Below are 21,895 nucleotides of genomic sequence, written 5' to 3' on the forward strand. Positions count from 1 at the left end.
TGTTACTTCTGGAAATACTAGTCTTGTTCTTTAACAAATTTGGCTTTAGAAAGCCCTTGCCAAGGTAACCATTGATAATAAATCATTCCTTGAAGATCGGTCCGATAATAATTTATTTTTTGCTCCTTCAGCGTCGCTAATGTCTCCTGATGAGGATGTTTAAAACGATTATTCAGTCCAGCTGAAATCAATGCTTCTCGCGGATTAAGCTGTTTGATAAATCTTTTAGTAGACGACGTTTTACTACCATGATGACCGACTTTCAAGATGTCGATTTTCAACTGGGGATAGCGAGCCAACACTTGTTCTTCTCCTTCGGCTTCCAAGTCACCAGTAAATAAAAAATGCCGTCCACCTAATTGTGTGGAAAACACTATCGAGTCATTATTGCCCCCAATACTGCTCTTATTTGGCGATAAAATTTGAAAAGAAACGGGCCCATTAATTCGCTTGGGCGCTAAAATTGGCCGACAGTCTGTCCCGCTTTTTTGGAGTTGTTTCAAGACTTGGTGAAACGAAAAATTGGCTTCAGCTGCTCCTTTAGGGAAATAAAGAACAGAAATTGGAACCTTCTGCGCAATGGCTAATAAATCGCCAAAATGGTCTTCATGTGCGTGTGTGATGATCACTTCATCTAAACGTTTGACTCCTTGACTTTTGAGAAAAGGAATCACTGAATATTCCGCTCCTGATCGACTATTTTTCCGTTGCCGCCAAGCTTCTTTGTCAAAAGACAACCGACCACCTGTATCGATCAGTGTATTTTTTCTGTGAAAAGGCGCTTGGATAAACAAACTATCCCCTTGGCCTACATCAATCATTGCAACAATGCCAATTGGCGAAAGGTATTTACTATTTATCAAAATAATTAGTAGTCCGATTGAGAAAAAAATTTTTTTAGACTTATCTGCTAAATAAATCATTGAAAGTCCGATTAGTAATAACAAACTAATTTGTATCCAAGCATTTAAATAGCCGATGGTCAGCTTCGGATTTAAGTGAACTAGCACCCACTCAAATAAGCCATTCATTGTTAAAAATAGTGGTTCGAGCAAGACTGCTAAATAGCGTGCTGGCATAATAATCACTAGAAAAAAGCTCAACGTCAAAAGCGGTAACAAGAACCGTTCAAAAATTGGTAACAAGAGAAAGGTTAAGAAACTCCCTAACAAGGGCCATTCATAAAATGATTGGACTAAAATAGGTAAGGAAGCCACAGCCAATAGGAAAGAGCCTACACAATTTTTAATGAAAGGCGAAGAATAACCGACTAATGTTTGCTCTAAAAACAGCAGAACAAAGGAAAGTAAGTAACTAAATTGTCCACCGACTGATAAAAAGAGGGTTGGCTGAACAATCAAGTGCACTAAGAGAGTTAAACTCCAACAATCGAGGGCCGGAATCTGCCAATTAAACCGTCGATTGAACGTATTGAGGTTTGTTTGTAAAAGCGCCCGCATGACACTGACTGAGAATCCTGTTAAACCAGCATATATCAGAGAAAAACCGCATTGCCACAAAAAATAACTTTCTTGCGTTCGACGAGCGATTCTTAGCATCAGCAAGCGAAATAAACGAAGGAAAAAAGAAACATGCATCCCTGACAAACTAAAAAGATGCAAAATGCCTAATGCTGAAAATTTATCACTTATTTCAGCAAATTCTTCATTACGAAAACCTAAAAGCAACGCATTCATGTACATTGCACTAGTATCAGCAAAATTTTTCTGAATATGTACCATCGCCCATTTCCGCCAGCCGCTAATGATTTCTTTAAACCGCCAAGAAAAAAAGGAACGCGGTTGTCCTATCTCCTCAATGAATAAAATAGCTTCGATTCCTTGATTCTTTAAAAATAGTTGATAATTGAAGCCATTTTTGTTGGTTTGACCTTGGGGGGATTCTAAAATACCTACAGCGGTTGCCTGAATGGTTGTGGCTAGTTGTTGCCATTGCTGTTTTTCTTTCACACTTTTTAATTGATAAAATGCCATCACTTTCTGCCTTTTGCCTTTTACGATCCAATTGGCAGGAAATTTTACTTGATCGCCATCTACTTGTATTTCATCTGGCAATATCGTTAGCTGTCCTGACAAGCGGACTTCTTTAGGCAACAAAGAGACTGGCTTTAACCACTGGAAAATCAATATGCCCCCTACTATTAAAAAACTGCACAAAAAACCTCCCAATATAACAGGAAAACTTTTTGTACAGACAATACGGATAACAGTGATAGAAAGAAGAAGAGCTCCTAATAGACTAGGTGCGAAAAGACACCACAGCCCACAACTCGTCAGTAGAGCTACGAAGAACCAATTATTCCTCAGCTGAGGAAGGATTGTCCTCAAGTGTGGCAAATTCTTCTCCCCATTGTAATTCGGCAAAATATTTTGGTACTAAAGTCACTTTTTCAACCGTGGCACCTACTTGTTCAATTAAATTTAGGGCGTACGCATCATTACGGTAATCCTTTAAATAATAAATCTTTTTAATCCCTGCTTGTAAAATCATCTTTGTACATTGCAGGCACGGGAAATGTGTCACATAAATTTCTGCCCCTTCTGTAGGGACGCCAAACTTCGCACATTGTAAAATTGCATTCATTTCTGCGTGGATTGTTCGAACGCAATGATTATCAACAACATAACATCCCTCATCAATACAATGCGTTCCCCCACTGACTGAACCATTGTAACCTCCTGCAATAATTCGTTTGTCGCGAACAATGGTTGCTCCGACAGTTAAACGTGTGCAAGTACTTCTTAATGATAATAAGACGCTTTGTCCCATAAAATATTGGTCCCATGGAATTCGTTCCATAATAAACCTCCTTTATTTTTAATGACTCCTGTGTTCGATTTGCCAAATCATTTAATCTTATTACAAATAGTATGTTATCCGCATCCCATAGTCAAGAATTCTCAGGAATTTTCTGTTAAAAGTTAGCCAGTCACTGTCAACATGTCTTTTAAACGTTCTACTGTTTTCTCTCCAATACCTGGAACATTTTTCAGTTCCTCGACGGTTTTAAACGGTCCTTGTTCGTCACGAAAGCGAATAATCTCTTGTGCTTTTTTCGCACCGATTCCTGAAATCGTTTGTAGCTCTGCTTCTGTTGCCGTATTAAGGTTGATCTTTTCCTCCTGATTTTGCTGAGCAGATGCTGATTCCTGCAGCGTTTCTAATGACTGTGCCACTGATTCTCCTTTTTTGGGCACGTAAATAATCATTTGATCTTTTACTTTTTGAGCGTAATTGACCTGGGCAGTATCAGCTTCCTCGCTCACGCCTCCAGCTAAAGCTAAAGCATCCCAAATCCGCTGCTGATTTTTTAGTTGATAGATTCCTGGTACTTTCACTGCGCCTTTAATATCAACATAGATTATTGTTTCTGCCCTTTCTTTTGTGGCATCTGTGGCGGCCTCTGCCGTAGTGGTCAGACTTGTCTCTTCCCACATTGTGGTGTCTACTTGTGCCTTCTTATTAACCATCAAATAAATGCCCACTAATAGAGTTATCAAAATGACCATAGACGCGCCACTACCTAGCAATAGCCACTTTTTGGGTAACTGTTTCAACCAATCCATCGTTTGTCCTCCCTTCAAAATATAATTACGCATTTTTTAACAAAAAAATGCGCCTGGACCAAAAATCACTAGTAATTTTTGGTCCAGGCGTACTTTTATTTTAATTTCTCTAGATAGTTCAAGGCATCTTGAACCGTTTTTACTGGGACAATTTTCATTTTTGTCCCAATTTTTTTCGCAGCTTCTTGTGCTTCTTGATAATTCGATTTGATTTTTGGCTCAACTTTTTTCATTTCTGGAGTTATTTCATCATCAGGTGCAAAGAAAATTTCTGCGCCGTTCTCACTGGCAGTTACAACTTTTTTGTCAATGCCACCGATTCTACCAACGATTCCTTGACTGTTCATCGTACCCGTTCCAGCAATTTCATGACCTTTTCGTAAATCTTTATGACTTAATTGTTCATAGGTCTGCAAAGTAAACATTAACCCAGCCGATGGCCCACCAATATCACCCGCTTCAATAGATACTGGGATAGAAGAATCAATTTCTGTATGATCGGTCAAACCAATACCAATCCCCGCTTTTTTATCTGTTGGCAATTCAATTAATTTGCCGGTCGCTTCTTTTGCTTTGCCATCTTGAATAAATTGAACAGTGACTTTTTGATTTACTTTTTGTGCTTTAATGTAATTCATTAATTCTTCACTGCTTTTAAAAGATTTGCCATCCACGCCTGTCACGGTATCGCCAACTTCAATTTTTCCTTTAAAACTTGAGTTGTCTTCCATCGCTAACACATAGACACCTTTAAATTTCATCTCATATGGAACCTTCGCTAATTTTAAGGCTTGCTCAATTGCGGCGTTTTTTGAGGAATCCATATAATATTGTTGAATTCGATTGTATTCGCTATTACTACTATCCCCCATTAATTCTTTTTTAGACATAACTTCTTGAAAATCCGAAAAGTTTGCTTTTATGGCAGAAAAAATAGTGGCCGAACGAATGCCCACCGTTGTTAAATAAAAAGCACCAGACTGCGTATCTTTTTTTCCATCAACAGTTACAAACTCCTTTAAATTTTCAGTCGTTCCTGGTCCTTCAATATAATAAGGAATGGGGACGATAAACAAACCAATTAGCAGCAATGCCAATACCATTGGAATGAGTGATTTAAACGAAAATTTCTCTGTTTTTTTATTCATTATTTTAGCTCCAGTCATTCTTCTTTTGTTTTAACGCGTGATAAATATTGGGAGGAAGATAGTCAGACACATCGCCCCCAAAACGTAAAACTTCTTTTAGTAAACTGGAGCTTACATGTGCATATGGTTCTTCTGCTAATAGAAAAACCGTTTCAATTTCTGGCGCCAGATGTTGATTCATTTTAGCAATGTCTTTCTCGTACTCGTAGTCTTTGACGTTTCTAATGCCACGAATCAAAAAATTAGCCCCTAATGATTTTGCACTTTCCACAGTTAACTGGGTTTCTTGCATAATAACACGCACATTTGGCATTTCTTTAGTTGCTTCTTCAATTAAATATTTTTTCTCTTCTGGCGTAAATAATGTTTGCTTACTTGTATTTATAAAAACGCCAATAATGACTTCGTCAAATAACTTCGCACTGCGTTCAATCAAATTTAAATGACCATTTGTCATCGGATCAAAACTTCCGGGAAATAGAGCAATTTTACGCATCCTACGCCTCCTGACGATAAATCGTTACTTGAGTGATTCCGTAAACGGTTTCTCTTGTTTTTTCTAGTGTGCCAATCGTTTCCGGTAATTTGACAGTTTTATCTGTTTCACAAACGATAACGGCTTCGTTTGTTAATAACTGCCGTTCTAACATCTTTTCTAATTGTGAAACAATTTCTTGTTTGGCATAGGGCGGATCCAATAAGACCAAATCAAATTGTAGCTTCTCTTCATAAAACTGTTCTAAGGCACGATTAGCATCCATTTTTCTAACTTCAAATTTTTCTGGTTCTTTTGTAATCGCAATATTTTCTTTAATTACTTTTAGTGCAGCAAAATTCTTTTCAATACAAATACTTTTGTCCATTCCACGAGAAACGGCTTCAATCGCTAACCCGCCACTTCCTGAATATAAATCCAGCGCCATTCCACCGTCGAAATATGGACCAATCATATTAAAAATAGATTCTTTTACTTTATCTGTTGTGGGCCTAGTATTGTCGCCATCTAACGCTTTCAAGCGTCGGCCACCATATTCTCCAGAAATAACACGCATTGTTTCGACTCCTTTATCAATCATTCTTTTATAATTCATTATAACAAAAAGAGTGAAAAATGTTTGAAATTTCTCATAACATTTCTCACTCTTTTGCATTAGACATTCTCTGCTAAGCGAATCTCTGTAGATAATTCCTCTACTACATAGCCATCGTCTTCTTGTTCTTGATAAGCCGCTTTGGTACCAATTTTTTCAGCAAAATTCATTTCGACATCTGGTCGATACGATTTATCGACACTACGAACAAAATGTAACTGATTAATTTTTTCCATGTTACTTTCAATATTTTCTTCATTCATGTAAATCACCACATATTTCATTTTTCGTGAAACATAGTGAATCAGTCCATATCGGCGTAACTGTTTTAACGGTTTTAATGTGTATACCCAAACAATTAGGCAACGACGCTCTTGAAGCGTAAATTCTTTTTCTTCTTTAGCTTGCATGGCAGCTTCCTCCACAACCTGAATGTTTCTTTCCTCGTTCAAAGAAAGGATTTCCAGCATCTACTTTAATATCTTCAGAAATTAGTTGCGCGATCTTTAAACCAATTGTATCTAGCAACGTTTGAACGTTTGTCTCAGCAAAACGATAATTTGCAACGATTTCATTTAAATCAAGCGCCCGCTTTGCTTTACGTAGGGCTCGTTGTTTCTCCCGAAAATCGGGCGCATGAATTCCATAAGCTTCTACTCGTTCAAAAGCTGACTTAGCTTCTAAAAATGCTTTTTGTAACTGAGCAACTTCCGCCGAAGCATACATAGCCTTTTTTGTTTCTTTATAGTTTTGAACAGCATCACTTTCTAAAAGTGCTGAAATTAAGCATTCTGTTTGATCTTCAATTGCAAATAAATGTTCTGTCACAATCATAACTTTTCACTACTCTCCGTGATTTGCCTATTTTCTGGTCGTTTCTCTAATAAGACTAACACACCTTCATTGGAAAAGGCAACGCCCAATTCTGTCGTTTCTGACTCAGCAAAATAGCTATCATATTGCGGGTCCGAAAACCACGACAAAATAGTAAAGGTACTATCATAAACAGGTTCTTGGAAAATACCTGCTGGTTCTCTCAACGAAAGTTTGCTCGTTTTAACTAATAAAGAAAATTCGTCCTTAGTCAACTGAAAGGGATGAATAGCCGTATGTTCCTCTCTTGTTTGTAACAATTCCGCTTGTCGATTTGCTGACAAAACTGTTGGTGTATGGTTGGCCATCGTTTGATACAATGTTTGGGCATCTTTTTGACTTTGTGTGGAAACTGAAAAAGCAGCTTGATTTTCTTGCTGTTTAACCAGATTCATGACATAAATCGCTTGGTTACTTTGAACAGGATCGAAGGTCATTGACTGCGTTATATCAACTGGCAAAGGAGAACCTTCATTTAATTGATACGGCATTTCCGTGAGCAACGTTTCTTTATTGACATAATTAACTGCCATTAAACCGCCTGTCCGCTGATTAAAAAATAACACTGCAAAACTGCCATTATCAAAAGCAACCAGTGGTCGATAGTTCATATCTTCTTCCATCAGCTCGACATCGTAAGCTTCATGATGAAAATTAAATGCAAAATTCGAATAAATCGTCATTAAATCAGACAAGTCAGCAAGCTTCATATCTATCTTAAACGGTTCTATCATTTTGTCATTGTTAAAGGCCTTAATTGCGATGACTTTATTTTCTCGAACGTTGACTTCTAAGTAATCATTCATCGTCAAACCGAACGTCCATAATTCATACGTACGACCTGTTTTAATTTTTTCTTTAGGATTGCCAAACTGGCGGATAAAGGTTTCCACATCTTTCCCTATGTATGCTGCGTAGCCAGAAGTTGGCAATTCTTCATGAGGAACAGCGGTGTGAGCGCTGGATAAGCGCCCACTTTGAGCTGTTTCGGTTGGTTTTTCAGCAGGGAAAAAAACTGGCTCTAAATATCCGATGAGTAGAACTGTTAAAAAAACAGCAGTAAAGGCCCAAAATCGCTTCATTTTTTCCCCTCTCATCTTATTTTTCTTTCACTTCTAATAACAAATCACCTGAGCTGATTGCTTCGCCTTCTTCAACATAAATGTGATCTACCGTGCCCGCAAAACGTGCTTCGATAGTCGTTTCCATTTTCATGGCTTCTGTAATCAGCAACGGCTGACCTTTTTCTACTTTATCGCCACGTTTGACCAATACTTGTAGAACAGAACCAGACATCGTTGCGCCGATTTGTTCTTTATTAGTTGGTTCCGCCTTTTGTTTAACTTGAACAGCTGACTTAATAGAGGCATCTTTAACTAAAACCTCACGACGTTGCCCATTCAAATTGAAGAACAAGACACGGTTTCCGTCAATATCAGGTTCGCCAATTTCATCTAAACGAATAATTAACGTTTTTCCTCGTTCAATTTGAACTTCCAATGTCTCTCCTTGACGAATACCATTAAAGAATGTTGGCGTATCTAATAAGGTTATATCTCCAAAGGTTTCGTATTTTTGTCGATACTCTAAAAATACTTGTGGATACATTAAATAACTTAAAACTTCTTCCAATTTAGGTTGATACCCAATTTTTTCGGCTAATTCTTCTTGTACTTTCGCAAAATCAACAGGTGCTGCTAAGTCACCTGGTCGCTCTGTGAAGGCTGGTCGACCTTTTAGAATAATTCGTTGGAGCTCTTTCGGGAACCCACCAACTGGTTGACCTAAATCACCTTGGAAAAAAGTCACAACGGATTCAGGAAAACTTAGTTCTTCACCACGCGCATAAACATCTTGTTCTGTCAGATTATTTTGAACCATGAAGAGTGCCATGTCTCCCACGACTTTTGAAGATGGCGTCACTTTTACAATATCGCCAAACATCAAATTCACTGTGTGATACACTTTTTTGATTTCATCCCAACGGTGCCCTAAGCCTACCGCTTTTGCTTGCTGCTGTAGATTAGAGTATTGACCACCAGGCATTTCATGCATATAGACTTCTGTTTGCGGGGCATTTAACCCATTTTCAAATGGTTGATAATACATGCGCACATCTTCCCAATAATGATTGATTTTCTGTGCATTATCAATGTTAATAGTTGGCGTCCGTTCACCATTGACTAAAGCATAATATAGACTGTTCATACTTGGCTGGCTAGTTGCGCCACTCATCGCACTCATTGCGACGTCAACAATATCAACGCCTGCTTTAGTGGCTGCTGAATAAGTGATGATCCCATTGCCACTAGTATCGTGGGTATGGAGATGGATTGGTAAATCCGTGGCTGCCTTTAATTCACTAATTAAACGATAAGCAGCTTGTGGTTTCAATAAGCCAGCCATATCTTTAATCGCAATGATTTGTGCGCCTAAATTTTCCAATTCTTTAGCCATATCAAGGTAATATTGAACATTATATTTTGCTCGGGCTGGATCATTGATGTCCCCAGTATAACAAATTGCTGCTTCCGCAATTTTTCCGGTATCCCGAACGACTTGAATACTTTTTTCCATTTGAGGAATCCAGTTTAAGCTATCAAAAATTCGGAAGACATCGACTCCTTGGCGAGCGGATTCTTTAATGAATTCTTCAATAACATTATCAGGGTAATTTTGATAGCCTACCGCATTAGATCCTCTGAACAGCATTTGTAAAAGTGTGTTTGGCATCAACTGACGAATTTTTCTTAAACGTTGCCATGGGTCTTCGGTTAAGAAGCGATAGGCAACATCAAACGTAGCGCCACCCCACATTTCACTAGAAAACAGCTCAGGCAGGGCTGCATCAGTTAGACCAGCAATTGCTTTAAAATCTTGTGTTCTCACACGAGTAGCTAATAAACTTTGGTGCGCATCACGGAACGTGGTATCTGTCATTAACACACTTTCTTGATTCTTAACCCAATCGATGACGGCGGTTGCTCCTTGAGCGTCTAGAATATTTTTAGCTGTGATCACTTTTTCTGGAACTTCAATATCTGTCGGCACGCGCGGGGCTTCAAAATATTTTTTCTCCGTTCGTTCAATACCAGGGAACCCATTGACCGTTACTTCTCCAATGTATTTCATCGTTTTATTGCCACGATCGCGCATACGAGGAAATTCAAATAATTCAGGTGTATTATCAATAAAGGTTGTTTTGGCTTCGCCAGATTGAAACGCTGGATAGCTCACAACATTTTGTAAAAACGGAATATTTGTTTTCACGCCACGAATCCGAAATTCTTTTAAGCAGCGTTGCATTTTACTGATTGCCTGTTCAAAAGAGAAACCATGCGTACAGACTTTAACCAATAAAGAATCAAAGTAGGGTGTCACAGCGTAGCCAGAATAAGCATTCCCTACATCTAAACGCACACCAAAACCACCTGGTGAACGATACGTATCGATTTTCCCTGTGTCTGGCATAAACTGGTTCAGTGGATCTTCAGTCGTAATCCGACATTGAATAGCCGCGCCTTTTAATGTCAATTCGTTTTGTTTTGGCAAATGCATATCTTTATGCAAATCAAGCCCTTGCGCAATTTGTAATTGAGAGATCACAATATCAATATCTGTAATCATTTCTGTGATAGTATGTTCTACCTGAACACGAGGATTCACTTCAATAAAATAAAACTGATCCCCTTCTACTAAAAACTCAACCGTTCCCGCATTCACGTAGCCGACATGCGCCATTAACTGCACAGCAGCCGAACAAATGGCTGCTCGTTGTTCTTCATTCATTGATACACATGGTGCGACTTCTACCACTTTTTGGTGGCGCCGTTGAACAGAACAATCACGTTCAAATAAATGCAAGACATTCCCATGATGATCGCCTAAAATTTGTACTTCGATATGTTTAGGATTAGAAATATACTTTTCAACATAAACCTCGTCAGAACCAAAGGCTGCTTTCGCTTCACTTTTTGCTCTTTCGTAACCTTCTCGTGCTTCCTTGGCATCGTGGGCAACCCGCATCCCGCGACCGCCGCCACCTAAAGCAGCTTTAATCATGATAGGAAAGCCATGCGTTTCACCAAAGGCTACGACCTCTTCCACCGTTGCTACTGGCCCATCTGAGCCTGGAATCGAAGCAATCCCCGCAGCTACAGCTGCTTCTTTCGCTTTAATTTTATCGCCAAAAATATCTAAATGGTGTGTTTTAGGTCCAACAAAAATGATTCCTTCTTCTTCACAACGTTCGGCGAAGCGCAAGTTCTCAGATAAAAAGCCATAACCAGGATGAATGGCATCTGCTCCCGATTTTTTGGCAATTTGGATAATATTTTCAATGTCTAAATAGGCTTCAATTGGTTTTTTCCCTTTACCAACTAAATACGCTTCATCTGCTTTGAAACGATGTACAGAATATTCATCTTCTGCAGCATAAATCGCTACTGTACGGATATCTAATTCTGTACAAGCTCTAAAAATTCGAATCGCAATTTCGCCACGATTGGCAACTAATACCTTTTTCATAACGTCACTCCTACCATCAATTTCCTTCAAATTTATCGGTTCTGTTCTAAAGATAAATAGTACTCATTTTCTAATTTCTGACGTGTTTCATCTGCACTGATATTCAGGACAAAGGCCACAGCAATCGAAATAATCAGCAAACTATTCCCACCTTGACTCAAGAACGGGAAAGTAATTCCTGTTAATGGAATAATCCCAGTAATCCCACCAACATTAATAAAGACTTGAATTAATAACATTGTACCAATTCCAATACACATTAGTGAATTAAAAGGTTTCTTCGAGCGTACACCAACTAAAATAATTCGCGCAATCATAAACATCAACAATCCTAAAATCGCTAGACCGCCGATAATGCCTAACTCTTCTAAAGTAATCGCAAAGATAAAGTCCGTATGTGCTTCTGGTAAAAAGCCTTTTTTCTGAACACTATTCCCTAGACCTTTGCCAAACCAGCCGCCATTACTGATTGCATAATAAGAATTAGCTAACTGATGGCCTAAGTTCCGTTCATCTAAAAATGGATTTTTAAAAACAGCAAAACGATTATAAATATATTGATAACGCGCTGGGAAAATTTTTCCTTTAGACATAATTAATAACTGAATAGCCGTGATACTACCTAAAATGCCCAAGCCACCGACCAAGTAGGTATACATATAATTAATCCCACTTGCTAAAACCATCACGATGGTAATTAATGTTAGAATGGCCGCATTCCCGAAGTCAGGCTGGATTGCAACTAGAGCAATTAATACAAAAACGAGCATCAACGGGCGCCCGGCAGCTTGTTTAAATTGATCTATGCCTCCATTAATTGTCTTTTGTCGCCGTGCTAAAATATAAGACAAGTACCAGACAACCATGATTTTTAAATACTCAGCCGGTTGCATCGAAAATCCACCAATCTCAATCCAACCACGTGCGCCATTAATTTCTTTCCCGATACCAGGAATCCGAACGGCTAAAACCATAACCGTAATTACTGCAATGGCAAACATGATAAAACTTCGATTCTGGAAAACGGATGTTTTCATCTTATAAATAAAAAACATTGCAACTAACCCTACCACCCAAAAGGCAACCTGGTTAATAACGAATGACGTAGGTGAAAAACCTTTCATTACTTGTAATGCGGATGTGGAACTATATACCATAATCAATCCCACGATACTTAAAATTAAATATGGAATAAAAATACTATAGTCTAGCAAATGCCGTTTCTTTACTTTGTTTGGCAAAGCTTAACCCTCCTTGCCAATCTCGTTTTTTTCTTGTGTTTCTTCATAAACATCTGTATATAATTGATTTAATTCGCGTTCTAAATCACTTAGTAAGCGATGTCCTTCATCATTAGTTAAAATCCCCAAACGGGTCGCATAAGTCACTTGTCTTGAAAAACCATACATTTGTGTATCCACCACTTCTTCAAATGCTTTACATTGAGAAATGCACAAACTGTTTTTTTGATTACGAATAAGCATTTTAATGCGTTCTGCATCGTCTTCTAATAATTGAATGGCAAATTTCTTTGAAATTCCTTCGTCCATTTGTACAGAACCTCCCTATCTTAATTAAATAATTATAACATAATTCTCAGTTAGATACATGATGATTTCAGAAAATTTCCTTTAAGAAATTTTCTAAAACCAAGCGATATATTAAGTAAGAAATCTCTTTATATAACAAGCTTATTTTATCAATACAACAACAAATACATTAAAAGACTTTTTTCTTATTTTCTGCTTTTAATTTTAAATAAAATAACAAACTATATCATTTTTTTGTCTCTTGATATTCTTTAATTACTTCTAAAAAGGCGGTGCCATATTTATCTAATTTATTTTGGCCGACCCCTTTTATTTGCAATAATTGAATCGTTGTTTGCGGTAATTTTTCACACATTTCTTTAAGTGTACTATCGGAAAAGACTACATATGGCGGCACGCCTGCCTCTTGAGCCATGTCCATACGTAATTCGCGCAATCGTTCAAACAAGGCATCATCCACTGCTACTTTTCGAACTTTTTGGTCTTCTTTTCGGAAGACCTTCCGTTCCCCTAAGAGCACCTGAACACCTTCTGTCGAGACTGATAACAACGGAAATTGCCCATCAGAAGAAATTAAATAACGTTCTGCTGTTAAATAATCAATCAGCTGTGTGACTTCTTTTTGCGTGCGACCTTTCATTAGTCCGTATGTTGGCAAACGATCAAAATGCCATTGATCAATTTTTTGATCTTTTGAACCAGTCAAGACTTTACCAACTAAGCCCTTACCGAAACGTTCTCCCATACGTTTTACACAAGACAAGACTTTTTGGGCATCGACCGTAATATCGACTAATTCTCGATTATCCAGACAATTCGAGCAGCGACCGCAGTCCGTCCCTTCTTCACCAAAATAGCGTAAAATATATTTTTGTAAACACATTTGTGCATTCGCATATTGTGACATTTCCCGTAATTTCAAGTACTCTTTCTGCTTATAATCAATGGTCATTTCAGATTGTTCAATAAAGTATTGTTGAATTTGCAAGTCTTGTGGAGCAAACATTAACACAGCATCACTAGGCAGACCGTCACGACCAGCTCGTCCGGCTTCTTGATAATAAGATTCAATATTTCCTGGTACTTGTGCATGAATGACAAAACGAACATTACTCTTATTAATCCCCATACCAAAGGCATTTGTTGCTACCATCACTTGCACTTGATCATACAAGAACGCTTCTTGATTTTCACTACGTAGCTGTTCACTCATACCCCCATGATACATCCCAGCCGCAATTTTTTTATTCTCTAATAAATGATAAATTCGTTCAACTTCCTTCCGCGTGCTTGCATAAATAATACCTGATTGCCCAGTATTCATCTTTAAATATTCCAAAAGAAAAACGTCTCTATTTTGATCTTTCACGACTTGAAAAGATAAATTTTCTCGAGCGAATCCTGTTTTGATTTCATTTTCTGATGGAATTCTTAATTGCTTGACAATATCCTCCGCTACTTGTGGCGTTGCTGTAGCTGTTAGTGCAATCACGGTTGGTTGTTGTTGAAATTGATCGATAATCTCTGCTAAACGCAAATAGCTTGGACGAAAATCATGCCCCCATTGTGAAATACAGTGTGCCTCATCTACTGCCAATAAATCAATCGGTACATGTGTCAGCATCTGTTGAAAATCATAAGATTCTAATCGCTCTGGCGCAACATACAATAGCTTGACTTCTTTGTTAACCGCTAATTGAATACGATGATTCATTTCTTGATAGGAAATGGTACTATTAATATATGTAGCTGGAATTCCCATTAAATTCAGGGCGTCTACTTGATCTTTCATTAAAGAAATTAATGGTGAAATCACCAATGTTAAATTATCCAGAAGTAAGGCTGGCAACTGATAACAAATTGATTTGCCTCCACCTGTTGGCATAATGCCTAAGACATTTTCTTGTCGCAATACATGACGAATAATCGTTTCTTGTCCTGGCCGAAAATCATCATAGCCAAATGTATCTTTTAATAATTCTTGTAATGCACTCATTTATTGCGCTCCAATCTTTGTTCTACAAGTCATTTTAACACGCTAATCTAACAGGAACAAGGTGTGTTAAAACAAGACACAATCGTGAAACACCAGTTAACGTGAAACATCAAAAAGAATGAAAAATTGTGAAAGCTTGCTATCAAAAGCTTTCAAAAATAGCGACATTTGCTTGTTGTGGATAACGAGTAGTTATCCACACATAAAAAAATAACCTTATCTTAAAATACGCATTAATTCGTTTTTGCCATCAAAAAAACCAACTATTTTCGTAGTAAAACGAGCATAGTTGGTTTAAATGTTTATTTGTCGAAAAATTATTCAGCTTTATCTGGTACAACTTTATCTGTTTCAATTAAAGGCACTTTCATTTTTTTCAATTCTTGATATCGCTCTGAAGTTTGAACACCGTATACTTGATAACGAATTCCAGAAACATTGAGTTTCTCAATGACCGCTTCATCCGCAATATCATTAGCAACAGATAATAATGCGTTTTTATATGATTTAATTTTTTTTATCTCTTTAGGAATATCTTCTTTTTTGTCACATAGCCATGAGACAGTAGCATCTGGATACTTTTGAATCACAAAATTTCGACTTGGTTCATCACTAATCACAAAAAAGCTACGATCATAAATTTCATATTTTTTTAAGATGTCCATGACATTTTTAACAAAATGTTCATCTAACCAGTTTCCTTTGGATCCATCAACATTAACCATCAATCCATTATTTGCAGCTGCTTCAATTGCTTCTTCAAACGTCGGAATTTTTATTGATGTGTTTTCATATTTAGGATAACTAGCCGTTTTTATACTTACTTTTTTTAATTGTTTCATGGTAAATTTTTCTGATTTTCCCTGTCCATTCGTTGTTCTATCCAATGTATTGTCATGCATTAAATATAATTGACCATCTTTATTGCTACGAACATCAAATTCTACACCATTATAATTCTGGTTAGCTGCTTCATTAATTGCTTCAACAGTGTTTTCTGGAGCTTTATTATGATCTCCACGATGAGCTATAATTTGTGTCTGGTTTTTTAGGTAATAAACGTTCAACAGAACTATTAGCACAACCAGTTAATAGAAATACCCCTACTATCAGAGATTTGGCGATTTTATTCACTTATCCACACAACTCCCTTACTTATTAAAAGAAAAAGTACAATAGCCATCGGCATTTTGTACTTTTCAAAAAAATTATTCAGCTTTTTTCTTTTTCTTGTTTGCTTTTTCGCGTTCGTTTTTGTTAAGAATTTGTTTTCTTAAACGGATGCTTTCTGGTGTTACTTCACAGTATTCATCTTCATTCAAGAATTCTAATGATTCTTCTAACGTTAATTTTTTCGGTTTTTTGATGACTGATGTTTGGTCTTTCGTTGCCGAACGAACGTTAGTCATTTGTTTAGCTTTTGTGATGTTCACAGTTAAATCGTTGTCGCGGTTGTTTTCCCCAACAATCATTCCTTCGTAAACTTCTGTCGTTGGTTCAACGAAAACTGTACCACGTTCTTCAATACTCATAATTGAGTAAGTCGTTGCCTTACCAGTATCGATTGAAACTAGCGCGCCTTGATGACGGCCACCAATCGTTCCTTGAATCATTGGTAAGTATTGATCGAAGGTGTGGTTCATAATACCATAACCACGAGTCATTGATAAGAATTCTGTTGAATAACCAATTAAGCCACGAGCTGGTGCTAAGAAGATTAAACGCATTTGTCCGTTACCGGCATTAATCATATCTTGCATTTCGCCTTTACGTAAACTTAGTGATTCAATCACGCTACCCATGTATTCTTCAGGTGTGTCAATTTGAACACGTTCAAATGGTTCACATTTAACTCCATCAATTTCACGTTCAATAACTTCTGGACGAGAAACTTGTAATTCATAGCCTTCACGACGCATGTTTTCAATTAAAATTGATAAATGCAATTCGCCACGACCTGATACAGTCCAAGAATCTGGGCCAATTGGATCAACACGTAAAGATACGTCTGTTTGTAACTCAGCCATTAAACGTTCTTCGATTTTACGAGCGGTAATGTATTTTCCTTCACGTCCCGCAAATGGAGAATTGTTAACTAAGAAAGTCATTTGTAAGGTTGGCTCATCAATGTGTAGAATTGGTAATGCTTCTTGATTGTGAACATCTACAACTGTTTCCCCAACGAAAATGTCTTCCATTCCAGAAACGGCAATTAAATCGCCCGCTTTTGCTTCATCAATTTCCACACGTTGTAGGCCAAAGAAACCTAAAATTTTCGTTACACGGAAATTTTTCACGCTGCCATCTAATTTCATCAACGCAACTTGGTCGCCGACTTTCATTGTGCCACGGAACACACGGCCAATCCCAATACGTCCAACGTAATCGTTGTAGTCTAGTAATGAGACTTGGAATTGAAGTGGTTCGTCTGAATTATCAACTGGAGCTGGCACATGTTCAATAATTTTATCAAAAATTGGGGCCATTGTTGGCTCTTGATCTGCTGGATCATCTGATTCACTTGAAGTTCCGTTTAAAGCAGAAGCATAAACAACTGGGAAATCTAATTGATCGTCGTCTGCACCTAATTCGATGAATAACTCTAAAACTTCATCTACTACGTGTTCAGGACGAGCAGAAGGTTTGTCAATTTTGTTAACAACCACGATTGGTGTTACTTTTTGTTCTAATGCTTTTTTCAATACGAAACGTGTTTGAGGCATTGTTCCTTCATACGCATCGACAACTAAAACAACACCGTCTACCATTTTCATGATACGTTCTACTTCACCACCGAAGTCCGCGTGTCCTGGTGTATCAAGAATGTTGATACGTGTACCGTTATAATCTACGGCTGTATTTTTTGCTAAGATAGTAATTCCACGTTCACTTTCAAGTGCATTGGAATCCATTGCACGTTCTTGTAATTGTGTGTGTCCATCTAAAGTGTCAGATTGTTTTAAAAGTTCATCTACTAAGGTTGTTTTACCATGGTCAACGTGGGCGATAATTGCCACGTTACGAATATCATCTCTGTATTTCAATTTAATTGCTCCTTATCTATATACGCTTATGTTACTTAAGTCCATAAAAGCCGACTGCTTATTATAGCAAACTTTTTTCATTAAAAAAAGGCTTTCGCCTGCAAAAATAATGAAAGTTTTAGAAATTATTCGGCTTTTTCTGAAAACAAGGACATTTTTTTACAAATTTTTCTCTTTTAAAAGAGGAAGAGCCTTACCTTTCAGCAACGCTCTTCTTTGATTATTCCGATTCATTTAAATACCGGGTAAATACTTCATCATAGGTTTCAGGAGTTGCTGCAATAAAGTATTCACGACCCGCAAAAGTTAATGGTTTTCCTGTAATACCAGAGTATTTAAACCCGAATTCTTCCAAAAGTACTAAGCCTGCTGCATAATCCCAAGGACTTAGATTAGATAAATAGCCATGATGGTTGCCTTTTAACATAGCAATAATTTCCAAACCTGCACAACCGCTAATACGCACGCCCATGCTTGCTTGTCCGATTTCCGTTGCGTGATGAATATTTTTTCCATGCATGTAAGCATTCATGCCCCATAATCCATCTGCCAAGGCTTTCATAGTAGGCGCTTTTAATAATTGATTATTCCGATAAACGCCAAGCCCTTTGCCACCCCAATAAAGTTCTTCTCGCATCACATCATAGATAAAACCTAATTTACCAATGCCCTCTTCATAAACAGCTAACATAATACAAAAATTTTCTCTTTCCATCACGAAATTCATTGTGCCATCAATCGGATCGATGATCCACACGCGACCAGCAAAACTTTTTAAAGTATTGTAGCCTTTTTCTTCCCCTAAAATTTGATCTTCGGGAAAATTTGTTTGAATTTTATTCATTAAAAATTCTTGGGTTTGTTCATCCATATTTGTCACTAAATCAGTGCGGCCATTTTTCTGTTGAACGGTTAACTCTGATTCCAAGTTCATTCGAATCACATCGGCTGCTTCAAAAAGCCAACTTTGAATTGTTTGAACAAATTTTTGCGTTTCAGTCATCTAATCATCCCCCAGCTTTAATTTACCGCTTCCCTGTTTTTTAGCTTGTTGAAGCGTACGATATAACGAATATCCTGAAGCATTTTCAAATTCACGACCTAAGCGTTTTTCTTCGCCGATACTTTTAACGACCGTTTTAAATTGTTGATAAGTTGTTAAGAATTTGTCAACAGGTAAGCCTGTTTCGTTGGCTTGCTCAACTGCTGTCCACATATTTGTGACAATCACCATTTCCTCCGTCGTCCAATCTAAATCTAATGGATATTGATAGTCTTTCATGTCTTCACCTCATCTTCTCTAGTTTAGCATATTTTCATAAAAAAATATCTTATTTACGTCGATTTTTTAATGCATTAAAGAGAGGATATTCTGCTGTTCCTTTGCGATACAAACTTTGTTGTGAAGCATAAATACCGCTATTTCCTGAACACATAAAACTAATTAAGCAGACCATGAAAAAATAGACCGCCGCTTCACTACCAAATAGTTCAATGCCCATAATGAAACAAGCAATCGGCGTATTCGTGGCGCCAGAAAAAACACCAATAAATCCTAAACCTGCTAAAAAAGGAATTGACAGATGTAACAAAGGGGCCAAAGAACTACCTAACGTAGCCCCAATTTCAAACAATGGCGTCACTTCTCCTCCTTGGAATCCGGCACCCAAGGATAACACCGTAAAGAATAATTTCCCAACAAAATCAAAAGGCTGCGCATTGCCTGCAAATGCATCTTCTAATAAAGGTAAACTCAAGCCTAAATAACGTTGGTTGTTTAAGACGAGCACAAACAGAACGACAATGGACGCCCCAAGAAACGCACGAAGGTAGACATTAGCAAACCAATTTGCGTAGGTCTTTTTTAAAAAGACAATGGAACGACTAAAAACCCAACCTGCCAAGCCAAAACAAATCGATGCCAAAAATAATTTTACGAATAGCTCAACCGACCAAGTCGGAATTTTACCCATCGGATAATGCGTATGTGTTACACCAAAACTTTCAGTCACAAAATTAGCAAATAAGCCTGCAAAAAAACTTGGGAAAAGTGCCTCTGCACGAACTTTTCCAATCGCCAAAACTTCTAATCCGAAAACCGTTCCCGCTAATGGTGTGCCAAAAACAGAACTAAAACCTGCACTAATTCCGCTAATAATAATTACTTGTCGTTCCAAAGCGGACAGTTTAAAGACTTTTCCTACAGCATTTGCGATTGCGCCCCCCATTTGCACCGCCGTCCCTTCACGACCAACAGAACCACCAAATAAGTGCGTAGTAATCGTGCCAAACAACGTTAACGGAATTAAGCGCAAGGGAATATCTTCTTCCCCGCCATTGCCTTGTTCAATCACTAAGTTATTTCCTCGGCTAGCATTTTTCCCAAAACGCGTATAGAAATACGTAAAAACGACACCGCTAATGGGGAGGATAAAGAGTAACCAAGGATTTGCTAAACGAACATCTGTTACATAAGTGAGACTCTTTAAGAAAAAGGCGGATAACGCCCCCATAAATAAACCAATAATTGCGGTAATGAGCAACCATTTTGTCATATACCCGCCAATTGATAGTAGTTGCTTTGTTTCTTTTTTCACTTTACATGCTCCTTTACAATTTTCTTATCGCCGATCCTAGCGTACAGAAAAAGCCTACCAAAGGGTACACTTCTCCCGTTTGGTAGGCGTCATTAATTTATTCGTCCAATAAATAGTTCGTGGTGAACACCATCACCATATTGCTATTAAACTATTAAAAATAATACCACGCAACTCTGGAAAGTGCAATAAAAAATCAATTGCGTTCCGTTTTTATCCACGTAGTATTACCTTTAATAAACCGATAATAAGCCATTACTACACTAACAAATAAAATTAAGTACATGTAGGAAATAGTAAAAGGTAAACTAATTAGCCCCAATTTTGCCGGTACTGCTAATTGAAAACTTTTCAACTCGCGATAATAGTTGATTGTAAAAAAAATGCCGAAAACGAGCGAAATACTGACAGCCAAAGCAAAACTAATACCTAGAGATAACGAAAAACCTAACCTATACAAGTGTTGCAGTTGAAGCCCAGTTAAAACAAAAACGAGAATTCCTGCGACGAGATTAATAAAGGGTTGAGCTAAAAAATAATAGATTCCGCACTTCTGTCTTAGCGTTAATGACTTTGATTTGATCACCCTGGGTAAATACGCTAGACAATCTAAATTCCCTTGGACCCAACGGCTTCGTTGCCGAATAAACCGCTTCACATCCTTTAGCGCTTCTTGAGCCATAAAGGCCTCATCAATATAAGCAATCGATAACTCTTTCAGCATTAATTTAATGGTTAACTCATAGTCATCCAACAAAGCATTTCCCCAAGGCTGATAGCCTAAGTGTTCGGTAATCATGGATAACCGAAAAAACTGACCATTGCCACCAAGTCCGATGGTTTTTGTTGCTCGACGCGCCTTTTGAATAAAATTATTAATCGTAAAAAACTCAACATCTTGTGCAATAAACATAAAATTTGTGACATCTTTCATTTTGATTCTTGTTTGTGCAGCACAGATTGTCGTATCTGCAAAAACATCAGTTAGTTCATTGACAATATTCTCACTAAAAAAACCATCTGCATCCACTACTCCCACCAATATTTGATTTCTTGAGTAGTCTTTTTTTTCTGCATCGGCTAATACAATTTGGAAAGCGTGGTTCAATGCGGCGCCTTTGCCTTGTTGTGCATTGGGAAATTGACGAGACAGAACTTGGATTGGACCAGCAATACTGTCCATCATTGCTTTGGTTTGGTCCGTTGATCCATCATCAATCGCAATTATTTTTTTCTGAATTGGTAAAGCAACCAGTTTTTTTAATGTTCCTCCGATGACTTTCTCCTCGTTTACACACGGTACAAGAAAGTAGCAGAAAAATTCTTCTGCTACTTCGACTTCTCTTCTTGTTTTTTTTCTTGTTCGAAAACTGAGAAATAAACTTGTAAATAAATAGGTTAAAAAGATGAACATAATTACTTTGTATAACTGATATAAATAACTCATGTAATTTGACCTCTTTTAAAAAAATAACGGTATAG

The 21,895-nt window shown here is 37.6% G+C and carries 19 protein-coding genes and 1 riboswitch; all 19 genes read right to left on the bottom strand.

The features are described from left to right. Nucleotides 1-17: 17 nt before the first annotated feature. A complete protein-coding gene (locus tag IGJ52_RS09470; protein ID WP_438792187.1) occupies nt 18-2,282 on the bottom strand; it encodes a DNA internalization-related competence protein ComEC/Rec2 in 2,265 nt (754 codons plus the stop codon). Nucleotides 2,283-2,316: 34 nt separating this feature from the next. Further along, on the bottom strand, nt 2,317-2,820 hold the full coding sequence (locus IGJ52_RS09475) for a ComE operon protein 2 (RefSeq protein WP_002356697.1): 504 nt from the start codon (nt 2,818-2,820) through the stop codon (nt 2,317-2,319). Nucleotides 2,821-2,942: 122 nt separating this feature from the next. Then, complete coding sequence (locus IGJ52_RS09480) at nt 2,943-3,620, bottom strand: helix-hairpin-helix domain-containing protein (RefSeq protein WP_174092332.1); 678 nt, start codon at nt 3,618-3,620, stop codon at nt 2,943-2,945. A 62-nt stretch (nt 3,621-3,682) separates the two neighbouring features. Further along, on the bottom strand, nt 3,683-4,753 hold the full coding sequence (locus IGJ52_RS09485) for a SepM family pheromone-processing serine protease (protein ID WP_033601296.1): 1,071 nt from the start codon (nt 4,751-4,753) through the stop codon (nt 3,683-3,685). Then, on the bottom strand, nt 4,740-5,231 hold the full coding sequence (coaD, locus tag IGJ52_RS09490; RefSeq protein WP_002356693.1) for a pantetheine-phosphate adenylyltransferase: 492 nt from the start codon (nt 5,229-5,231) through the stop codon (nt 4,740-4,742). Before coaD ends, IGJ52_RS09485 begins: the two co-directional genes overlap by 14 nt. Before the next feature lies 1 nt (nt 5,232). Beyond that, on the bottom strand, nt 5,233-5,826 hold the full coding sequence (rsmD, locus tag IGJ52_RS09495) for a 16S rRNA (guanine(966)-N(2))-methyltransferase RsmD (RefSeq protein WP_002414371.1): 594 nt from the start codon (nt 5,824-5,826) through the stop codon (nt 5,233-5,235). 59 nt (nt 5,827-5,885) lie between these two features. Beyond that, a complete protein-coding gene (locus tag IGJ52_RS09500) occupies nt 5,886-6,236 on the bottom strand; it encodes a YlbG family protein (protein WP_002359714.1) in 351 nt (116 codons plus the stop codon). Next, on the bottom strand, nt 6,226-6,660 hold the full coding sequence (locus tag IGJ52_RS09505; RefSeq protein ID WP_002356689.1) for a YlbF family regulator: 435 nt from the start codon (nt 6,658-6,660) through the stop codon (nt 6,226-6,228). Before IGJ52_RS09505 ends, IGJ52_RS09500 begins: the two co-directional genes overlap by 11 nt. After that, entirely contained in the window at nt 6,657-7,781 is a 1,125-nt protein-coding gene (locus IGJ52_RS09510) for a CAP-associated domain-containing protein (RefSeq protein ID WP_325823026.1), read from the bottom strand. Before IGJ52_RS09510 ends, IGJ52_RS09505 begins: the two co-directional genes overlap by 4 nt. A gap of 16 nt (nt 7,782-7,797) precedes the next feature. Then, the gene (locus IGJ52_RS09515; protein ID WP_219259874.1) at nt 7,798-11,226 is read right to left on the bottom strand and encodes a pyruvate carboxylase; all 3,429 of its coding nucleotides are present in this window, start codon (nt 11,224-11,226) and stop codon (nt 7,798-7,800) included. Between the two features lie 32 nt (nt 11,227-11,258). Next, entirely contained in the window at nt 11,259-12,467 is a 1,209-nt protein-coding gene (locus tag IGJ52_RS09520; protein ID WP_219259872.1) for an FtsW/RodA/SpoVE family cell cycle protein, read from the bottom strand. Nucleotides 12,468-12,470: 3 nt separating this feature from the next. Further along, nucleotides 12,471-12,776: a YlaN family protein gene (locus IGJ52_RS09525; protein ID WP_002356684.1), complete on the bottom strand. Its 306-nt coding sequence runs from the start codon at nt 12,774-12,776 to the stop codon at nt 12,471-12,473. A gap of 226 nt (nt 12,777-13,002) precedes the next feature. Next, nucleotides 13,003-14,772, bottom strand: a complete 1,770-nt coding sequence (recQ, locus tag IGJ52_RS09530) for a DNA helicase RecQ (RefSeq protein ID WP_202254563.1) — start codon at nt 14,770-14,772, stop codon at nt 13,003-13,005. 317 nt (nt 14,773-15,089) lie between these two features. Beyond that, entirely contained in the window at nt 15,090-15,839 is a 750-nt protein-coding gene (locus IGJ52_RS09535) for a glycerophosphodiester phosphodiesterase family protein (RefSeq protein ID WP_438792053.1), read from the bottom strand. 141 nt (nt 15,840-15,980) lie between these two features. Next, the gene (typA, locus tag IGJ52_RS09540; RefSeq protein WP_010715382.1) at nt 15,981-17,816 is read right to left on the bottom strand and encodes a translational GTPase TypA; all 1,836 of its coding nucleotides are present in this window, start codon (nt 17,814-17,816) and stop codon (nt 15,981-15,983) included. Nucleotides 17,817-18,036: 220 nt separating this feature from the next. Next, nucleotides 18,037-18,819 (bottom strand): inositol monophosphatase family protein, encoded by a 783-nt coding sequence (locus tag IGJ52_RS09545; protein WP_002382726.1) that lies wholly within the window; start codon nt 18,817-18,819, stop codon nt 18,037-18,039. Next, nucleotides 18,820-19,098: a UPF0223 family protein gene (locus tag IGJ52_RS09550; protein WP_002356679.1), complete on the bottom strand. Its 279-nt coding sequence runs from the start codon at nt 19,096-19,098 to the stop codon at nt 18,820-18,822. Nucleotides 19,099-19,147: 49 nt separating this feature from the next. Then, nucleotides 19,148-20,413, bottom strand: coding sequence for a voltage-gated chloride channel family protein (locus tag IGJ52_RS09555; RefSeq protein WP_002397134.1), 1,266 nt, complete (start codon nt 20,411-20,413; stop codon nt 19,148-19,150). A gap of 76 nt (nt 20,414-20,489) precedes the next feature. Then, nucleotides 20,490-20,559: riboswitch (Fluoride riboswitch) on the bottom strand. 50 nt (nt 20,560-20,609) lie between these two features. Continuing rightward, the gene (locus IGJ52_RS09560; RefSeq protein WP_002420020.1) at nt 20,610-21,860 is read right to left on the bottom strand and encodes a glycosyltransferase family 2 protein; all 1,251 of its coding nucleotides are present in this window, start codon (nt 21,858-21,860) and stop codon (nt 20,610-20,612) included. Between the last annotated feature and the right edge of the window lie 35 nt (nt 21,861-21,895).

This window comes from Enterococcus sp. DIV1758, from assembly GCF_051711985.1.
GTDB lineage: Bacteria > Bacillota > Bacilli > Lactobacillales > Enterococcaceae > Enterococcus > Enterococcus faecalis.

Excerpts from the sequence above, each read along its gene's own strand:
- rsmD (WP_002414371.1), bottom strand. The coding sequence starts at position 5,826 with ATGAATTATAAAAGAATGATTGATAAAGGAGTCGAAACAATGCGTGTT.
- IGJ52_RS09525 (WP_002356684.1), bottom strand. The coding sequence starts at position 12,776 with ATGGACGAAGGAATTTCAAAGAAATTTGCCATTCAATTATTAGAAGAC.
- IGJ52_RS09505 (WP_002356689.1), bottom strand. The coding sequence starts at position 6,660 with ATGATTGTGACAGAACATTTATTTGCAATTGAAGATCAAACAGAATGC.
- IGJ52_RS09510 (WP_325823026.1), bottom strand. The coding sequence starts at position 7,781 with ATGAAGCGATTTTGGGCCTTTACTGCTGTTTTTTTAACAGTTCTACTC.
- IGJ52_RS09500 (WP_002359714.1), bottom strand. The coding sequence starts at position 6,236 with ATGCAAGCTAAAGAAGAAAAAGAATTTACGCTTCAAGAGCGTCGTTGC.
- coaD (WP_002356693.1), bottom strand. The coding sequence starts at position 5,231 with ATGCGTAAAATTGCTCTATTTCCCGGAAGTTTTGATCCGATGACAAAT.
- IGJ52_RS09485 (WP_033601296.1), bottom strand. The coding sequence starts at position 4,753 with ATGACTGGAGCTAAAATAATGAATAAAAAAACAGAGAAATTTTCGTTT.
- recQ (WP_202254563.1), bottom strand. The coding sequence starts at position 14,772 with ATGAGTGCATTACAAGAATTATTAAAAGATACATTTGGCTATGATGAT.
- IGJ52_RS09545 (WP_002382726.1), bottom strand. The coding sequence starts at position 18,819 with ATGACTGAAACGCAAAAATTTGTTCAAACAATTCAAAGTTGGCTTTTT.
- IGJ52_RS09550 (WP_002356679.1), bottom strand. The coding sequence starts at position 19,098 with ATGAAAGACTATCAATATCCATTAGATTTAGATTGGACGACGGAGGAA.
- IGJ52_RS09480 (WP_174092332.1), bottom strand. The coding sequence starts at position 3,620 with ATGCGTAATTATATTTTGAAGGGAGGACAAACGATGGATTGGTTGAAA.
- IGJ52_RS09560 (WP_002420020.1), bottom strand. The coding sequence starts at position 21,860 with ATGAGTTATTTATATCAGTTATACAAAGTAATTATGTTCATCTTTTTA.
- IGJ52_RS09475 (WP_002356697.1), bottom strand. The coding sequence starts at position 2,820 with ATGGAACGAATTCCATGGGACCAATATTTTATGGGACAAAGCGTCTTA.
- IGJ52_RS09515 (WP_219259874.1), bottom strand. The coding sequence starts at position 11,226 with ATGAAAAAGGTATTAGTTGCCAATCGTGGCGAAATTGCGATTCGAATT.